This is a genomic window from Segatella copri DSM 18205 (assembly GCF_025151535.1).
Lineage (GTDB): Bacteria > Bacteroidota > Bacteroidia > Bacteroidales > Bacteroidaceae > Prevotella > Prevotella copri.
The window spans coordinates 333,533-352,230 of record NZ_CP102288.1; the positions used below are offsets into that span (position 1 = coordinate 333,533).

The window sequence follows — 18,698 nt, forward strand, 5'->3', positions numbered from 1 at the left end:
AAACTAAAGGTCCTGTCCGATATCAGAACGGAAGTACTTGTCGGTGAACTGGATCTTCTGTGCCTCAGCAAAGCTCTTCTTCAAGGCTTCTTCCTTGTTCTTGCCGTAGCTGCTTACGCAGATGACACGACCACCGTTGGTTACTACCTGACCATCCTTCATGGCTGTACCGGAGTGGAATACTACCGAACCTTCTACATCATCGATGCCCTGGATAGGATACCCCTTCTTGTAAGCCTCTGGATAACCGCCGCTTACGAGCATCACACAGACTGCTGCACGCTCATCAAACTCGATGCTGCGCTTGTCCAGATCGCCTGCTGCTACACCCTCAAAGAGATCCACGATGTCGCTCTTCAGACGGAGCATCACGCTCTCAGTCTCAGGGTCACCCATACGGCAGTTGTACTCGATGACCATAGGCTCGCCTTCTACATTGATCAGACCGAAGAAGATGAATCCCTTATAGTCGATGTTCTCCTCAGCAAGTCCCTCTACGGTAGGACGGATGATGCGCTCGTCAACCTTCTGCATCCACTCCTTGGTAGCGAATGGTACAGGGGTAACGCTACCCATACCGCCAGTGTTCAGACCGGTATCGTGCTCGCCGATGCGCTTGTAATCCTTAGCCTCAGGCAGAATCTTGTAGTTCTTGCCATCGGTCAATACGAATACAGAGCACTCAATGCCGCTGAGGAATTCCTCGATGACTACGCGTGCAGAAGCGTTGCCAAACATACCGCCGAGCATCTCCTTGAACTCTTTCTTAGCCTCTTCCAGGGTAGGGAGGATGAGAACGCCCTTACCGGCGCACAAACCGTCAGCCTTCAATACATAAGGAGCCTTCAGTGTCTCCAGGAATTTCAAGCCTTCCTCTACGTGCTCGCCGTCGAAAGTCTCATACTGGGCAGTAGGGATGTTGTGGCGCTTCATGAACTTCTTGGCGAAGTCCTTGCTGCCTTCCAGTACGGCGCCAGCCTTTGATGGACCGATGACAGGGATGTTCTGGGTGCGAGGATCGTTCTTGAAGTCATCGTAAACACCCTTTACCAATGGGTCTTCCGGACCAACTACCACCATATCAACGCCATTTTCTACTGTGAAGTTCTTGAGCGCCTCAAAGTCGTCTGCCTTGATATCTACGTTCTCGCCGACATTCTGAGTACCGGCATTACCAGGAGCGATGAAGAGTTTCTCACACTTCTCGCTCTGAGCGATTTTCCATGCTAAGGCGTGCTCGCGGCCACCGCCTCCTAACAATAAAATTTTCATTTGCTGTAAGTTATTGTTTGTTACTAAACTTTCGCAAGTAAGCCCCACACGCCCTGAAAGGGCAGAAGCCCCTAGCCCAGGGCATCGCCCTGGGTAATTACGGACGCAAACCTGTCGCCCTGTAAGGGCAAAAGCTTTAAAACTCCAGACAAAACATAAAGCTTTTGCCCTTACAGGGCGCCTTACTGATTGCCATTATACCCAGGGCGATGCCCTGGGCTAGGAGCTTTTGGGCCTTCAGCCCGTTCTTGAACCACTTGCGAAACTTGAATTTGTTATTTCAAATAATCGAAGAAATAATTGCTGATGCGCTCATGCAGATGAGTGCTCTGATGACCTCTCATGTTGTGAGGCTCGCCAGGATAGACGAAGAAGTCTGGCTGGGTGCCTGCTGCGATGCAAGCCTTGAGGAAGGTGAGGCAGTGCTGTGGCACTACGGTCACATCGTTCAAGCCCTGGATAATCTGCAGCTTGCCCTTCAGGTTCTTTGCCTGATAGAGCAGAGAGGTCTTCCTGTAACCCTCTGGGTTGGTCTGTGGGGTGTCCATATAGCGCTCGCCATACATCACCTCGTACCAGTGCCAGTCGATTACCGGACCGCCTGCTACGCCTACCTTGAACACATCAGGGTGGTTGGTCATCAGTGAGATGGTCATGAATCCGCCGAAGCTCCAGCCGTGAACGCCAATCTTGTCAGCATCTACATAAGGAAGCGTCTTCAGATATTCCACACCCTTCATCTGGTCTTGCATCTCAATCTGTCCGAGCTGGCGGAAAGTAGCCTGCTCGAAAGCCTTGCCACGGTTCTCGCTTCCACGGTTGTCGAGGATGAAGAGCAGATAACCCTTTTCTGCCATGTAGGTTTCCCAACCACGGCTAGAGTAGTTCCAGCGTGCATCTACGTTGTGGGCATGAGGACCACCATATACATATATAATGGTAGGATACTTCTTGTTCGGATCGAAGTTTACCGGTTTCACCATTCTCCAGTAGAGGTCTGTTTCGCCATCGGCAGCCTTGATGGTACCGCAGCTGTACTCAGGCACATTGTAGCCCTTCCAAGGGTTCTCGGCTGTGAAGTAAGCGGTGCGCTTGCCGTTCTCGGTATTCACGAGGGCAATCTTGCGAGGAACGGTAGGAGTAGAGTAGTTGTCGAAGACATACTGTCCGTTCTCGCTCAAAGTGGCGCTGTGCCATCCCTTGCCGCAATCATCTACCAGCGTACGCTTGCCGGTTTTTGTATCTACGGCAAAGATGTTTCTCTGGATAGGCGATTTCTCGTTGGATGCGATGATGATACTCTTGCGCTTGGTGTTGAAGCCGAGCACTTCCATCACCTCCCATTTTCCGGAAGTCAACTGCTTGATTTCAAGCGATTCCGTGTTGCTGGCCATGCGGCTTCTGTGCTTGCCCAGGGTGCAGAGATAGAGGTGGTTGTAGCCATCCTTGCGGCTCTGCATGATAAAGCTGTTGCTGTCCCAAGGCAGGAACTGGATAGGATGACATGGTTCTACATATTTCTCATCGGTCTCGCGATAGAGTTCGCCTGTCTTCTCGCCGGTTTCTGCATTGTAGGCAGTCAGACGGCAGTCGTTCTGGTCGCGGTTCAGTTCGAACATATAGATGGTCTTGCTGTCCGGACTCCATGCGATGTTGGTGAAGTAGCGGTCGGTTGGATCGCCAGCCTTCAGATAGATGGTCTTGCCGGTCATGCAGTCGAACACGCCTACGGTTACCTTGTGTGATGTCTCGCCAGTCATCGGATACTTGTCTGGTGCAGGAGTAGCAATGCAACTCTGTGTTTCAGAATGATTGAAACCGATTTCTGGGATGTCGACCTGCGGATAGTCGGTTACCATACTCTGGTCCATGCGATAGAAGGCGAGCAGTTCGCCGTTCGGACTCCAGAAGGTTCCCTTGCTGATACCGAACTCATCGCGGTGAACACTCTGTCCATAAACAATTTCGCGGCTTCCGTCCTTTGAGAGCTGGAAATCGTGAGATTTCTTCTCTTTTGTCAGGGCGTTGCTGGTTACATCGAAGGTACGTACATAGAGGTTGCTGCCCTTCAGATAGGCGAAGGCGTTCTGCTGGGCGTTGGCCTCCAGGAGGTTCTCGCCGTCAGCAAAATCCATCTCGCTCAGCAGCTTATGCTTCTTGAAGTCTACGGTATAAGTCTTGCTGCCGTTGCTTACCATCACGATGCTCTTGCCTGCAAAAGGGAAGAGAGCATTGTAGAGGGCTCTTACCTTGATGTCTTTGGTAGGAGCAATCCACTGGTTAATGTCATTGATGCCGAAGAGTTTGGTCTCCTTGCCTGTCGTCTTGTTGACGAGATAGCAGGCATCCACATCCTGGCGAACGAGTTCATTGCCCCACCAGGTGCACCAGCGGTTCTTAGCTACCATGTTACGATAGTTGTTGCCGCCGAAGTTCAGGTCTTCCAATGTAAAGGTTTTCTCGCCTTTCTGAGCAGGAACCACGCCCTGAGCCTGTAAGTCGGTTGCATTCATAGCCATCATGATCATAGCAGCAAAAGATAATTTATAAATTGAATTCTTCAGATTCATTATATTCTTTACTTTATCGGGTTTAACACCCATGCGTCGTGAAACACGACGTATGGGTCGATATGTCTTTAATCCTCGTCGTCGAAGTCAACGCTGAAGTTCTTCTTGCCTCCGCGCTTGCCTCCGAAATCACGGCCACCACGTTTGTCGCCCTTGAAGCCACCACGCTTGTCGCCTTTCTCGAAACGCTTTCCACCGAAGTCACGGCCACCCTTGCGGTCGCCCTTGAAGCTGCGGCTTCCACGCTTGTCATCGTCGTCATCATTGCGTCGACCGCCGCCGATACGTGAACGGCCGCCCTTATGGAACTCAGCACGCTTCTTCTCGAAGTCTTCCAGACGGTGAGTATGGAACTTGAAAGAACGGATATCGTCCTCCTCGTTTTCAGTCTCCTCGCTAACACGCTTCTTGAATTCACGCTCCTTCTTGAAACGGTGCTTCTGAGCCATCTCGCTCTTCTCGCGCTCAGTCTTCACAATACCGCCTTCAGAACGGAAGTCCTTCATCTTGCCGTCGAACATCACATACTTGCGGAATTCGCACTCCAAGCTTCCGTTGAATACAGGAATCTTGATAGATGGTTTCAGACCAATCTGCTCGAAGCACTCCTCGCGGTAGCTCAATACCCAAGCCTCGTTGCCGGCAAAAGCCTTCTTGAAGCGCTCACCTATCATCTTGTAGGTGTTCAGAAGGTTAGGGGTAGAGATGCGCTCGCCGTATGGAGGGTTCATCACGATGATGCTCTTCTCGGCTGGCTGGGTGAAGTCCTTGAAATCAGCCTGTGAGATGGTGATGTCCTTGCTGAGACCGGCAGCACGAACGTTGAGATTAGCTGTATTGACAGCCTTCATGTCAACATCGTAACCATAGATATGGTGCTCGAACTCGCGCTCCTGAGAGTCGTCGTTATAGATCATGTCGAAGAGATCCTGGTCAAAATCGTTCCACTTCTCGAAGGCAAACTCCTTGCGGAATACACCTGGAGAGATGTTGCGGGCGATGAGGGCAGCTTCGATGGCGATGGTACCTGAACCACACATCGGGTCGATGAAATCGCATTCGCCCTTCCAGCCGGTCATCAGAATCATACCTGCAGCGAGAACCTCGTTGAGAGGAGCCTCTACCTGCTCCTGGCGGTAGCCACGGCGGTGCAGACTCTCACCACTCGAATCGAGACTCAAGGTGGCATTGTCTTCTGCAATGTGGATGTTGAGGCGGATATCTGGGTTAGATACGCTGATATTTGGACGTGTACCCTGCTTCTCGCGGAACCAGTCAACAATCGCATCCTTTACCTTGTAGGTTACGAAGCGTGAGTTGCGGAACTCCTCTGAGTAGACTACTGAGTCAACAGAGAAAGTCTTCTTCACGTCTAAGATGTCATCCCACTTGATCTTCTGAATCTGATCATACACCTCTTCAGCGCTTCTCGCCTTGAAGTGCTTGATAGGCTTTAAGATACGGATGGCTGTGTGCAACTGGAAGTTAGCACGATACATCATTTCCTTGTCGCCTGTGAAAGACACCATGCGGCGACCGATCTGTACATTATTGGCACCCAACTGGGTGAGCTCTTCAGCCAAGACAGGCTCGAGGCCCATGAAGGTCTTGGCAATGAGTTCAAATTCCTGTTCCATTATTGAATTCTATATCTAATAAACTTTGTTTTTCTTTTTTATATTTCTTTGTTTTCGGTTTCATATCCTTGGTAACCCATACGTTGGCTCCCACTACGCAGCCTTCTCCGATGGTGATGCGACCGAGGATGGTGGCATTGGCGTAGACGATGACATCATTTTCGAGGATAGGGTGGCGAGGGATTCCCTTGATAGGATTGCCGTCCTTGTCGAGAGGAAAACTCTTGGCTCCGAGGGTTACACCCTGGTAGAGTTTCACATTGTCACCGATGATGCAGGTAGCTCCAATCACCACACCCGTACCGTGGTCGATGGTGAAGTGCTTGCCGATGGTAGCCTCCGGGTTGATATCAATACCGGTTTCTGAATGCGCCAGCTCGGTCATCATTCTCGGAATGAGCGGCACTCCCAGTTCGTGCAGCACGTGAGCGATGCGGTAGTTGGTAATCGCCTTGATGACCGGGTAGCAGGAGATGATTTCTCCGTGGCTCATGGCAGCTGGGTCGCCCTCGTAGGCAGCCTCTACATCGGTAGCCAGAATCTTGCGCAGTCTCGGGAATTCCATGATTGCCTTGGCTGCAATCACGCCTGCCTTGGCACGCTGGTGCTGCAGTTCAGCCTGGGTTTCCGTTTCGCAGTCGTTGGCGAAGCAGAGACCGGCGAGAATCTGCTCTGACAGCATCTCATAGAGTTTCTCTACTCTTACTCCAATATGATATTTGATGGTTGAGATATTTACCGAAGAATTGCCGAAATATCCCGGAAAGAGGATAGAACGGGACAAACTGATGATTTCTTCGAGCGCCTTGCCCGAAGGAAGTGGATTCCCGTATCGATGCTGATGGAAGAGACCCTTCATAGATTCGGCGCTCGAAAGCTCCTCGATGGTCTCTGTCAGCTGATGAGTTAATGTATCTTTACTCATTTTCTTAATGTCTCAATAAAATTTGAGTGCAAAGATACGATTATTTTCTTGAATGACAAAGAAATAGCTACGGTTTTTTGTATTTTTTAGAGTGATTTTTTGAGGGATGAAAGACGGAAAGACCCATGTACAGTGTTTTACCGTACATGGGTCTGGCTTGTCTTATTTTGTGATGCTGTCCAGGAAGAGGAGTAGTCGGTTGGTGACGTTTACCTCTGAAACACCGGAATCGAAGTCGAGCGATACGAGGTTGAGTGTAGGGAAACGGTCGTGGAGACGTTTCTCGATACCCTTGGAAATCACGTGGTTAGCGATGCAGCCGAAAGGCTGGAGCGAGATGATGTTGTTCACGCCATCACGGATGTAACCTACGATGTCGGCAGGCAGAAGCCAGCCTTCGCCAAACTGGGCTGCGAGCGAAACCAGTCCCTGTACGTCCTTCGCATCATCATAGATATTGGTGAACGGACGGAAGTAGCGGAACTTGCCGGCTGCCTTGTTTACCTGGCGCAATCTTCTGCCTATCAGCGCCTGATAAGCGCCCTTGATGATGAAATCGGGCACTTTGGTGCAACTCAGCCGCATGTGTTTCTGTATCTCCACGTTCACAAATTCCTGCAGGAAGAAAGGGGCAAGCAGAGGCGGAACCACCTCAATGCCGCGCGAGATGATGTTCTGCTCCAGGAACTGGTGGGCGAAAGGATTGAACTTCAGGAAGATTTCGCCTACGATTCCTACCTTCGGCAGTTCTCTTTCGAGGGTCATCTGGTTGAATTCTTCGGCTGCCTGTTCCAGGAGTCGGATGAGTCCTTTGGCTGAATTCTGGGCGATAGGTCCGTCTATCAGCTGCATGTATTTATCGCGCAACTCTCTGGCAATGCCCGGTTTTCGCTCTCTTACGATGCAGGCGTTGTACATCTCGTTGATTGCATCGCCATAGAAAATGGCGGTAACGATAATCTGACTGTATTTCAGCCAAGGCACATTGAATCCGTCCTGCTCGTTGTAGTCTTGCTTGTCGTCTGTTGAGCCTGATGCTTCGCCTGTTGAGGCTGTTACACCGAGCGTGAGCAGCGGAATATCCTGGAATCCATTGGAAATCATCGCACGCTTGATGAGACCGGCGTAGTTGGTTGCGCGACACTGGCCGCCCGTCTGACTCATCACTACTGCCGTATTGTTCAGGTCGTATCTGCCTGATTTCAAGGCTTTGATGATGTCGCCGACGATGAGCGTTGCCGGATAGCAGACTTCATTGTTGGCAAACTTCAAGCCGAGTTCGGCGCTTACCTCATCGCTCATCGGAAGTACCTCAACATCATAGCCTATCAGTTTCAGGATAGGCGGAATGATAGGGGTGAGGTATTCGGTCATGAAAGGAGCGAGAATCTTGCGATGAATATCCTGCTTGGTGAATACCTTGGTCTGCTGTAAATGTTGAGTGTTAAGTGTTGAATGTTGAATTTCTTCTGCTGTTGAATTTTTCACTCTTCGTTCTTCACTCTTCACTTCCTTTACTCCCTTCAGGCTTTCTATGAGCGAGCGGACACGGAGCTTCAGGGAGCCGATATTGCTCACATCATCTATCTTTAGCAGCGTGAACGGCTTGTTGTGGCGCTTCATGATGTCGCGAATCTCGTCCTGGATAAAACTGTCAGGACCGCAGCCGAAGCTGGTCATCTGGACGAAATGAACCTCATCGCCCTGTTCGGCTGCCCATTGCGCTGCCTTCAGAATGCGGTTCATATACGCCCATTGCTTCACGAGATAAGTCTCTGGCTGACAGTTGTATGCTTCGTTGTTGTCTTGGCTGGCTAATGCAGCCTCATTTCTTTCTGCCGCCAGGTTCTCCAGATTGAATTCTTTGAAATCTGCAAAGAGATTACCCCGGGCGATGTCTTCGCTGATGACGTTGACTCCCAGATTGGCAATCATCTCGCTCAGTTTGTGCTGAATCAGCGGGTCAGTATGATAAGGACGGCCCGCCAGTAGAATCGTAAGTCCCTTGTTTGGCTTCAGAATCTCCCAGCCCTGTTTCTTAATCTCAGCTGCATATACTGCCTGAGCATAGAGGGCCTCTCTCAGCGCTTTATGGGCAGCCTTCTTGCTTACTCCCAGTTGCTTGAGATAATCGGTAATCTGCTTTTCCAGCGCCTTAGGCTGGGCAAAGTTGATGACGGGCGTATCGATTGGTTTCTTCAGATTGATGACCGACTTGATGACATCGCTGTAGCCCGAAACGACCGGACAGTTGAAGCTGTTCAGCGTATTCTTCGGGTCGTCATTATGTTCATAAACCACGTATGGCATGAGGATGCGGTCAACCTTCGGGTTCTCGTTGAGTTCCTTCAGATGACTGTGAGCCAGTTTAGCCGGGAAGCAGATATTGTCGCTCATCACCGTATTCAAGGCTCCTTCATACTGGCTGAAAGTGGAATCGGAAGAGAGAATCACGCCCAATCCTGCTGCCCGGAGCAGCGCATTCCAGAACGGATATTCCTCGTACATGTTGAGGATGCGAGGAATGCCTACTTTGACGTTGTGTTTTACAACGTCAAGTGGGTTAACTTCTTCTCTATCAAAGAGTAAACTATATTTGTATTCGTAGATATTCTTGCCTTTTTCCCCGTTTGCTCCCTTGTTGTTGAATACACGCTCGCACTTGTTTCCGGAGTAGAATCGGTTGCCGCCGGCAAAGGTGTAGCGGGAAACATAACAATGGTTTTCGCAGCCTTTGCATTGCAGCTGCTTGGTTTCATAATGAGCCAAATTCTGCAGCTCATCGATGGTTCTTGATGAGGCAGGGTGCTCGTCTTCTGCAGATGTGCGATGCTTGTAATCTGCCGCCGCATGAAGGGCACAGCCGTAGGCGCCCATCAGTTCAGGCATGTTGCTTCGTGCCACTTCTGTATGGGTGAGTAACTCAAATGCTCTTACCACCGCATCGTTTCTCATCGTACCACCCTGCACAACGATTTTGCCTCCAAGGTTCTCATTACCATGGAGTTTCAATACCTTATAAAGACAGTTCTTGATGACCGAATAAGAGATTCCGGCAGAAATATCAGCAACAGATGCGCCCTCTCTGAGCACCTGTTTCACCTTCGAGTTCATGAAGACGGTGCAGCGGGTTCCCAGGTCGCAGGGAGCCTTCGACTGGCAGGCGAGTTGGGCAAAATCGCCTACAGAATAACCCATGTTGTTGGCAAAGGTCTGGATGAATGTTCCGCAGCCCGAACTGCACGCCTCGTTGAGTTCCATGCGCACCACAGCCCCTTTCTCCACGAAGATAGCCTTCATGTCCTGTCCGCCGATGTCCAGGATAAAACTCACGTCAGGCATGAGTGAGGCAGCAGCTCTTTCGTGCGCCATTGTTTCTATAATGCCGCTGTCGAGGCCGAAAGCCGCCTTGATGAGTTCTTCGCCGTAACCTGTAGAGCAGGAGCCTACGATTTCCAGTTCAGCGCCTCGCAATGCAGCTTCCTGCTTCAGGGCGTTCAGTCCATCCGCTACTGCCTTGATTGGATTTCCCAGATTCAGGCGGTAATTGGTAAAGACAATATCTCCCCTAGGCGTCTCCGCATTCACCCTTACCGCAACAATCTTCGTCGTAGTAGAGCCCGAGTCAATACCAATCACAACCTGCTGTTTTCCTTTGTTCAGCGGTTGGGTTTCGGTAGCGAATTTCGCCTTTGATTTGAGCCATTCCTGGTGCTCTTTCTCATTCTTGAACAGAGGCAGCAGACTGCTGGTCCATTCCGTTTGTATTTCTTTTTTCATCCGGCTTCTGAGGGCAGATACTGAGGCTGCAGAATCTGCCGATTTAGCCCGGTAAGCACAGCCCAGAGCCGGAATGAGATTGCTGTTTTCTGATACGATGAAATCGTTTGGAGAGAGATGGAGATATTCGCAGAAAGCCTTGCGGAGAGCCGGAAGAAAGGTCAGCGGACCGCCGCAGAGCAGGATAGGAGCCTCGAAACTGATGCCGTGAGAAAGCGTTACCACCGTCTGTACGGCGATGGAATGGAAGATGCTGGCTGCAATATCTGCTTCGGGCAGATTGCGCGCCATCAGGTTCTGGATGTCGGTCTTGGCGAACACGCCGCAGCGGGCAGCCATCGGATAAACGTGTTCTGCCTTCATCGCCAACTCGCTCATCTTCAGGTTTTCTACGCCCATCAGCACACTCATCTGGTCGATGAAAGCACCCGTTCCGCCGGCACAGTTGCCGTTCATGCGCAGTTCCATATTTCCGTTTTCCTTGAAGAAGATAACCTTCGCGTCCTCGCCACCAATATCGATGAGCGCCTTTGCCTCAGGATGAGCCGTACGGGCATAGACCGATGCAGCCACCACCTCCTGTACAAACTCCGCCTGGAGCTGCTCGGCAGTAGCCATTCCTACGCTTCCCGTTACGCAGATTCTTGCCTCTGCATCGCCGGTAAGGGCTAAAATCTCATCGAAATATTGCGACACAAGTTCGTTGACACGAGCGTTGTGGCGTTCGTATTTTGAGTAAATTACCCGGTTATCGCTGTCGATAACGGCTATTTTGGCTGTCGTAGAACCAACGTCCAATCCTATGTAATAAATCTTCTCCATTTCTCTTATCTCAAGTATTTTCTCTTATCTTCTAGTATCTTCTTATCTTCTAGTGGCTTTTCCCAAGTTCCATCTGCTCTCTTCTCATATCCCTGAAAGCGCTCCAGGCTATCAGAACCGCAACGGCAAACGAGCAGCAATCTGCCCACATCTGACACATCTCCACGCCCAGCAGTCCGAAGAAATAGGGGAGGATGAAGATGAGCGGAATGAAGAAAAGTCCGCTTCGTGCTGCCGCTACGATGTTGGCTCTCACCGGTTTACGGATGGTCTGCATCAGCATGTTGGTGAGCACGATGCTGGCTACGAGCGGAAAACTGAGCACCTGCCATCGCAAAGCCACCGAACCTACGGCTACAACCGCTGCATCATCGCGGAAGATGCTGATGATGGAAGTTGAGAAGATGAAGCCGAGAAGGGCACAGACGCTGAGGAAAACCGTGCCGCATCTGATGCAGAAAAAGAAGGCTTCCTTTACGCGCCCATAGAGTTTGGCACCGTAGCAGAATCCGCAGAGCGGCTGGAATCCCTGACCCAGACCAATGACCATCGCATAGGTGAAGAAGGAGATGCGGGTAACGATGCTCATGCCCGCAATGGCTGCATCGCCAAACGCACCTGCTGCCACATTGAGCATCAGCGTAGCGATACTTCCCAGTCCCTGTCTTGACAGCGAAGGGGTTCCGCCGAAGATAATCTCCTTGGCAAAGGCGCGGGTAGGGGTGAAATTGCAGAGACGGATGCGGATGTTCTCGCCTTTATGCGTCATCCAGAAGAGCATGGCGCAGCCGAAACACTGGCTGGTGAGGGTGGCTACGGCGGCTCCGGTAATGCCCAGCTGGAAGTAGAGAATGAGCAGAGGAGCCAGAATCAGATTGAGCAGCACACCCGACATGATGCCTTTCATCGCATACATCGTATTGCCCTGAAATCGCATCAGATTATTCAGCGTAAGCGAGGTGGTCATAAAGGGAGCACCCAGCAGGATAATGCCCAGATAGCGCTCTGTATAAGGAAGAATGGTGGGCGTAGAACCCATCAGAAGACAGAGCGGAGTGAGGAAAAGATGACCCAGAATGGCGATGAGGAGACCGGTAAGAAAACTCAGCACAAAGCCCGTTGTTGCCATCTTCTGTGCCTCTTCCGTATGCTTGGCGCCCAACTGGCGCGAAACATAATTGCCCGCTCCGTGACCGAAGAAGAAACCAATCGCCTGAATCACAGCCATTGCTGCAAAGGAAACGCCTACCGCTGCCACACTCTGCGTGTTGATGCTGCCCACGAAATAAGTGTCGGCGAGGTTGTACATGCTCGTCGACAGCATACTGATAATCGTTGGTATGGCCATCGTGAAAATCACATGATGCACAGGGGCATGTGTGAGGAACGTATAGTTGTCTCTTTTCTCTTTCTTCATTACTTTATGATGCTCTTTTGGGGCATTTTATCCTGCAAAGGTACATAAATATCCACAAAGTTGGACAATTATGAACAAACTTTTATAAATTTATAAGAAAAGAGTTGCATTATTCATAAATTTATTGTATTTTTGCACCGCAATTGAATATATATACATAAAACAATATACTAATGAATGATGAGATAAGAATCATACCGATAACGACTAAAAAAGGGCTGAAAACCTTCATTCAGTTTCATTATGATCTCTACAGAGACCATAAGTTTGCCATTCCTTTTTTGCGTTTCGATGAGATGAATACGCTGGACCCAAAGAAGAATCCTGCCTTCGAATTCTGCGAGGCTCAATACTTCCTGGCGGTTGACAGCGAGGCTCGTATCGTAGGTAGAATTGCTGGCATTATCAACCATCGTGCCAACGAAGAGTGGAACAAGAAGCAGGTTCGCTTCGGCTGGTTTGATTTCGTGGATAATGTAGCGGTTTCCTGTGCCTTGTTGCGCGCGGTAGAAAACTGGGGCAAGAGCAAGGGAATGAACGAATGCGTAGGTCCGCTCGGCTTTACGGATATGGACCGTGAAGGCTTGCTCATCGAGGGCTTCGACCGGAAGTCTACGATGTATATCAATTACAATTATCCTTATTATAAGACGCATCTGGAGAGTTATCCGCTCTATGAGAAGGATAACGACTGGCTGGAGTACCGCATCAGGATTCCGGAAGTGACGCCGGCTAAGTTTGCCAAGACTGCCCAGATGATAGAGAGCCGATATAATCTGCATGTTCATAAGTTCACCCGCCAGGAACTGACCTCGGGAGGAATGGGCAGGAAGGTGTTCGAAATCGTGAACGAGACTTACAAGAATCTCTATGATTTCCAGCAGCTTACGGAGAAGCAGATAGATGAATATGTAAATACTTATATCAAGAAGGCTGACTTGAACCTGGTAACGGGTGTAGTGGATGGCAACGCTGGCAACAAGCTGGTTGCCTTTGGTGTTTCCTTCCCTTCGTTTACCGATGCGCTGCGCGAGATAGGCGATGGCAAGCTTTTCCCTACGGGTTGGCTGAAGGTGCTGAAGGTTCTGAAGTGGCACAAGACGGATACGGTAGATTTGCTCTTGATAGGTGTTCTTCCGGAATATCGCAAGAAGGGAGCCAACGCGCTTATTTTTGCCGATCTGATTGAGCAGTATCGACGTTATGGCTTTAAATGGGCTGAGGCAATGCCGCAGATGGAGACCAATACCGGTGTTCAGAGCCAGTGGCAGTATCTGGAGAGTGAACAGCATCGCCGTCATCGCTGCTATAAGAAGAAGATTTAAAAGTCTCTGTTTTGAGCCGTTTAGCGGTAAAAAAGCTAGAAAATGGGCTAAAAAGTTAAAAAAACTAACTCATAGTTTTGTGGTTCTCAACTCATAGCTTTCCGGTTAGCAACCCATAGCTTTCCGGTTAGCAACTCATAGCTTTCCGGTTGAGAAAATGTAAAATGCTAAACTTTCTCATGCCCGTTCAAGCAACGGGCTGAAGGTCCACAAACTCCGGAAGCAGCACGCCCTGAAAGGGCAGAAGCTCCTAGCCCAGGGCATCGCCCTGGGTGTTTATGGGCGCAAACCTGTCGCCCTGTAAGGGCAAAAGCTTTAAAATACCTGGCAATATACAAAGCTTTTGCCCTTACAGGGCGCCTTGCTGATTGCCATTATACCCAGGGCGATGCCCTGGGCTAGGAGCTTTTGGGCCTTCAGCCCGTACTTGAACCACATGCGAAACTTCAGTAACCGAAGTTAAATATAATATTCTGCCGAATCAACCAAACCGGCTCTCAGCGCATATTTCGTTGCCTCGTGAACGTTGTTTACGCCCAGCTTGCGGAAGATGTTCTTGCGGTGGGTATTGACCGTATGGAAGCTGGAAAAGCGCTTCTCGGCTATTTCTTTCGTCGTCATTCCCAGCGCAATGTCCTTCAGAATCTCTGTCTCGGTCTTGGTGAGGTTGATTTTCTCCTGCTCCTCCTGTTTCGGAGCCAGAAGAACCTCCATCATGCGCTGGCAGACAAAACGGTTGCTTGCCACACAAAAACGTATCGCCTCCTTGATTTCCATTAGCGAACACTCCTTCAGCAATACGCTGAACTGCGTACTGCTGGCGATGAGAATCTTCACGAAATCGGCACTCAGATCCTCACTGAACAGTAGCCAGCGCGTGTATGGGAAACGCTGGTTTAAAATAAGTAATTCGGCAGCATCATTGATGTCGAAAAGGGTGTAATCGAGTATTACAACCGTATCCTCATTCTCCTTTAAGGCAAGCATCAGGTCTGCCTTGTCTTCGATGGTCCGGGTTTCCAAACCCTCTATCTTACTGATCACATAGCTCAATCCGGCTCTTGTGATGTCCTGTTTGTCTGCTAATAGAATCTTCATTGTGTTTACTCTCTTATATGTAGTTTATATATGTACGCAGATGCCTTGATGCAGTAAAAATACTGCATCAAGGCATCTTTTTTCTTATTAGAATGACATGAGGAAGCCCATACGGATGCCCCATTTTGAAATGTTTGCATGGTCATAATAGTTGAGGCGGCGAACATAATCGATTCCGAAGAACTTGAAGATGTTGTGCACGCCGGCTACAAACTCCCAGTATGGCGTCTTGCCAAAAGTATAGGAGTTGGTAGGGAACTTGAAGAGCTTCTCATCATTGAGGTTCTTGCTCGGGTCGTTCTTGCTGGTCAAATCGCCCCAAACACCCTTGATGGCTACATATTCACGCCACTTCAGCTTCTTGATGAGCGGAATGCGGTTGAGCAGCTTGCCGTTCATATCCCAGGCTACTGACCAGAACAGCTGGCGGTCGCTCAGGAACTCCCAGTCCTTCATCATGCTGATGGTTGCCTCCTGCTCAAAGATAGAGAGGTTGACCGGTGGCTGGATGAGCATGGTGAAAGGCACTTTGCTCCACTGCGCCTTGCCCACGATGTTGAAATCCATATAACCGAAGCTTCCCAGCCACTGGCGCTTGTAAATGCCCAGCGTGGTGAGGTTGCTCTGATACTGGCCGCCCATGAATCCGTCTAAGCCCATGGTGTGGCGAAGCGAGATTTCAGGACTGTCGAGGTTGATTGGCAGGCGCTGCTGCTTGGTGTTGACATAGGTGACCCCCGGGTTGTAATCTAAGCCTACACTTGCCTCTGTGGTGCGTATCTTGCGTATTTCCTCGCCGTCGCTCACCCTGTAGTAGTGGAGATTGCCCACGGTGCGGTTGCTCTGCCAGCGGAGGCTGGTGTCGAAGCGGAAGCCCCAGTCGGTTTCGTAGGTGAAGGTCACCTTCTGGCGATGATACTGATACATCTGGTCCTGCGTGGTGGCACGGAGGGTCATGAAGAAGTTGTCCTTGTTGTGCAGCAGGTTATCATCGGATGGAGATGTAATATCATGCCCCAGCTCGAAGGTAAGCTTGCGCATCGGGAACTCGAACGGACTGTTTTTCTTCTTGTTGAACGAATAGGTGAGCACATGGCCGTAATACCACTTGTTGCTCTTCAGACCGTAGGCGCCGTAACCATCCCAGAAGAAGTGAGGGTTGAGGGCAGCCATCGTTCTGCCCGCCAGACGCAGGCGCACACCGTCTACGTAGTTGTTGGAGAGGAACGTGTTGATAGGTCCCAGGTCGAAGAGGCTGCGGCGGTCGTTGATGATGCTGTCTCTTTCAACACCCAGACTGTCTTTCACCGTTACCTTCTTGCCCTTGGTATGAGCCACTTCCACATAGTTCTCCATCAGGGCCCTCACACCGAAGATGATGTATTTGAATCCCTTGGAGTTCTCCATGCGGTGGATAAAGCTGTCCATCGACGATTCGCTCTTCGTGAGGCCCACCTGCCGGTATTTGTTCCAGTAAGCCTCATCGCGGTTCATCGCATCCATATCGTGCCTGATCTTCGCCTTGCCCTTGAAGAGCTGCTTCGGCAAGGCATCGAAGGCATAATCGGTGATTCGCGTGTTTCGCACCACCAGCAGGTCCTGAAGGAGCTTGTTGACGTGCAGTTCGGCTATCATATCGTCTTTAGTGAGCACCCACTCGCCGTTGTCGAGCTTGGTGTACTCCTGTTCAATCTTCATGTCAGTAACCCAGTTTACATCGCTGTTGTGAGGCATGTAGAGGTTACATTTCTTCACGTGCAGGCTGCTGTCGGCAAGCACATAGAGTTCGCCTCGGAATCCGAAGTCCTGGCTGTTGGCTGGGATAAACTGCAGATGGTAGCACAGGTCTCTTTCTACATACACCGTATCTTCGATGTAGTAATGGTAGAAGCTGATGGCTGTTCTGCCGATAGGAGATGGGAAGGGATACTGCAGCAGGCGCACGTAATCATCGTAGATGTCCACATCGGTGAACACCTCTTTCAGGGCGGTGTTGAGAATCTCTCCGGTCTGGATGACCTGTCCGATTCCATTACTTTGCTGACCCTTGATGATGTCCTTTTCGGTCTTCGGATCTTTGCGGTAAATATGCTGTGAAACCGTTTCGTCGATGCTGACAGGCAGGGTGAGCTTTCCGTTGTACGGAGAGGTTTCTACCTGGTCGAGGAGATACTGGCGGCGCTGGAAGAACTTGCTCTCCAACTGCTCTTTCTTCAGGTCGTTGAGCGCGAGCGTAATCTTCTGATACTTATCATATTGCACATAGTCGTGGTTGCTCAGATCGCTCTTTTTCTTGGCAGCAATCACGCGCCGCATCAGTTCTACGGCAGGATTATCCTTACGTTTGTAGCGGCCTTTTTTCGATTTTACCACCACTTCGGTAAGTTTGTGCGTATCGTCTTTCAGTTTGATTTCCAGAAAGTTGGTCTTTTCGTCAACCTTCACCGATGTGCTCTTGTAGCTCAGTGCGCTTACGGTGAGCATGAGTCCCGGCTTCTTATCAATGGTAAACTTACCTTCTCCGTTGCTTGAAACCGCAATTTTATGTCCTTTGTATTGCACGCTTGCATACGGTACGGCAAAACCGTCGTCATCGATGACACGGCCTGTTATCTTCTGCTGAGCCATCATCTGAAGCGTAGAAATCATCAGAAGGATGACTGTAAAATACAACTTTTTAATACCTTTCATTTTTTATACCTTATTATATATATAGGGGCTCTCCGCCCATGATTTAATTTATTATCTAAACCGCAAGTAAGCTCCACACGCCCTGAAAGGGCAGAAGCTCCTAGCCCAGGGCATCGCCCTGGGTAATTACGGACGCAAACCTGTCGCCCTGTAAGGGCAAAAGCTTTAAAATACCGAGCAATATACAAAGCTTTTGCCCTTACAGGGCGCCTTGCTAATTGCCATTATACCCAGGGCGTTGCCCTGGGCTAGGAGCTTCTGCCCTTTCAGGGCGTGCTGCTTCCAGGAGCTTTTGGGGCTTTCAGGATGCAAAGTTATAACATTATTCGTAAATAGACGCAAAAACCTATTCATTATTTCAGTTTTTTATGAGATTTTCAGAAAAAGGCTTCCATACAGTTCCTTCTGCTGCCTGTTCTTGCTCTTCGCCGTGCGAGCCTGAGTGGTATAAAACTCCTTCATATTGCTCTATTTCACCTGTTTATCTGTCAATATCTGATGAAATTCAGAAAAATATAAGAAAACTATTTGGTTAATTTAATTTTTTAGCGTAATTTTGCACACTGAAATTTAAAGAAGAAACGCCCTTCTGCGGGCTTATTAAACATCAAGAGAATGAATAACAAGGGAAATCTTACCGACGAGCGGCCTCCTTTGCTGCCCGTCATCATAGGAACCGGTTTCGGCAGTGGCTTCTGGCCTTGGGGACCGGGAACGGCTGGCTCTGTATTGGCAACCCTCATCTGGGCAGCCCTGGCTTACGGACTCGGCATTACGGGTGAGAGTCTGCAGAGTATCACCTTCTTTCTCGTTATTGTTTCTACCATTCTGGGCACTTGGGCAACAGCGCAGTTGCAGCCTTACTGGGGCGAGGATCCCAGCCGTGTGGTCATCGATGAGATGGCTGGCGTGTGGATTCCCCTGTCGTTGCTGACCCCGCTTACGGCACAGGGCGAAGTGAAAGATGCCTGGTGGTGGGCATTGGTGGCACTTGTTCTCTTCCGCTTCTTTGATATGGTGAAACCGCTGGGCATCAAGAAACTGGATAACAGGCAGGGCGCCTTCTATGTGATGGCTGATGATCTGCTGGGCGGCTTCTATGCAGCCGTTTCTTTAATCATCATCAAAATCATACTGGTTTCGGCTGGAATCATCTAGTCT

At 50.0% G+C, this 18,698-nt stretch carries 10 protein-coding genes; 2 read left to right on the top strand and 8 right to left on the bottom strand.

What is annotated here, in order from left to right; genetic code table 11:
• Positions 1-3 precede the first annotated feature (3 nt).
• From purD to NQ544_RS01365, 6 genes are all read right to left on the bottom strand, one after another.
• Positions 4-1,272 (bottom strand): phosphoribosylamine--glycine ligase, encoded by a 1,269-nt coding sequence (gene purD, locus NQ544_RS01340; protein WP_006847735.1) that lies wholly within the window; start codon positions 1,270-1,272, stop codon positions 4-6.
• A 275-nt stretch (positions 1,273-1,547) separates the two neighbouring features.
• Positions 1,548-3,842, bottom strand: coding sequence for a S9 family peptidase (locus NQ544_RS01345; RefSeq protein ID WP_040553200.1), 2,295 nt, complete (start codon positions 3,840-3,842; stop codon positions 1,548-1,550).
• 68 nt (positions 3,843-3,910) lie between these two features.
• Complete coding sequence (locus NQ544_RS01350) at positions 3,911-5,479, bottom strand: THUMP domain-containing protein (protein WP_006847733.1); 1,569 nt, start codon at positions 5,477-5,479, stop codon at positions 3,911-3,913.
• On the bottom strand, positions 5,463-6,404 hold the full coding sequence (locus NQ544_RS01355; protein WP_006847732.1) for a serine O-acetyltransferase: 942 nt from the start codon (positions 6,402-6,404) through the stop codon (positions 5,463-5,465). The genes NQ544_RS01350 and NQ544_RS01355 overlap by 17 nt, the downstream gene beginning before the upstream one ends.
• 162 nt (positions 6,405-6,566) lie before the next feature.
• Complete coding sequence (locus NQ544_RS01360) at positions 6,567-11,006, bottom strand: acyl-CoA dehydratase activase-related protein (RefSeq protein WP_006847731.1); 4,440 nt, start codon at positions 11,004-11,006, stop codon at positions 6,567-6,569.
• A 49-nt stretch (positions 11,007-11,055) separates the two neighbouring features.
• The gene (locus NQ544_RS01365; RefSeq protein WP_006847730.1) at positions 11,056-12,423 is read right to left on the bottom strand and encodes an MATE family efflux transporter; all 1,368 of its coding nucleotides are present in this window, start codon (positions 12,421-12,423) and stop codon (positions 11,056-11,058) included.
• A 173-nt stretch (positions 12,424-12,596) separates the two neighbouring features.
• Here NQ544_RS01365 and NQ544_RS01370 point away from each other — a divergent pair, with 173 nt between their 5' ends.
• Positions 12,597-13,748 carry a GNAT family N-acetyltransferase gene (locus NQ544_RS01370; RefSeq protein WP_006847729.1) on the top strand — a complete coding sequence of 384 codons (1,152 nt, stop codon included), beginning with the start codon at positions 12,597-12,599 and terminating at the stop codon, positions 13,746-13,748.
• A gap of 459 nt (positions 13,749-14,207) precedes the next feature.
• Here the strand turns inward: NQ544_RS01370 and NQ544_RS01375 are convergent, their stop codons facing one another.
• Together NQ544_RS01375 and NQ544_RS01380 are read right to left on the bottom strand one after the other, a co-directional pair.
• On the bottom strand, positions 14,208-14,846 hold the full coding sequence (locus NQ544_RS01375) for a helix-turn-helix transcriptional regulator (RefSeq protein WP_006847727.1): 639 nt from the start codon (positions 14,844-14,846) through the stop codon (positions 14,208-14,210).
• Between the two features lie 87 nt (positions 14,847-14,933).
• Entirely contained in the window at positions 14,934-17,537 is a 2,604-nt protein-coding gene (locus tag NQ544_RS01380) for a DUF5686 and carboxypeptidase-like regulatory domain-containing protein (RefSeq protein ID WP_006847726.1), read from the bottom strand.
• Positions 17,538-18,152: 615 nt separating this feature from the next.
• Here NQ544_RS01380 and NQ544_RS01385 point away from each other — a divergent pair.
• Positions 18,153-18,695 carry a phosphatidylglycerophosphatase A family protein gene (locus tag NQ544_RS01385; RefSeq protein WP_006847723.1) on the top strand — a complete coding sequence of 181 codons (543 nt, stop codon included), beginning with the start codon at positions 18,153-18,155 and terminating at the stop codon, positions 18,693-18,695.
• The last annotated feature ends 3 nt before the right edge of the window (positions 18,696-18,698 follow it).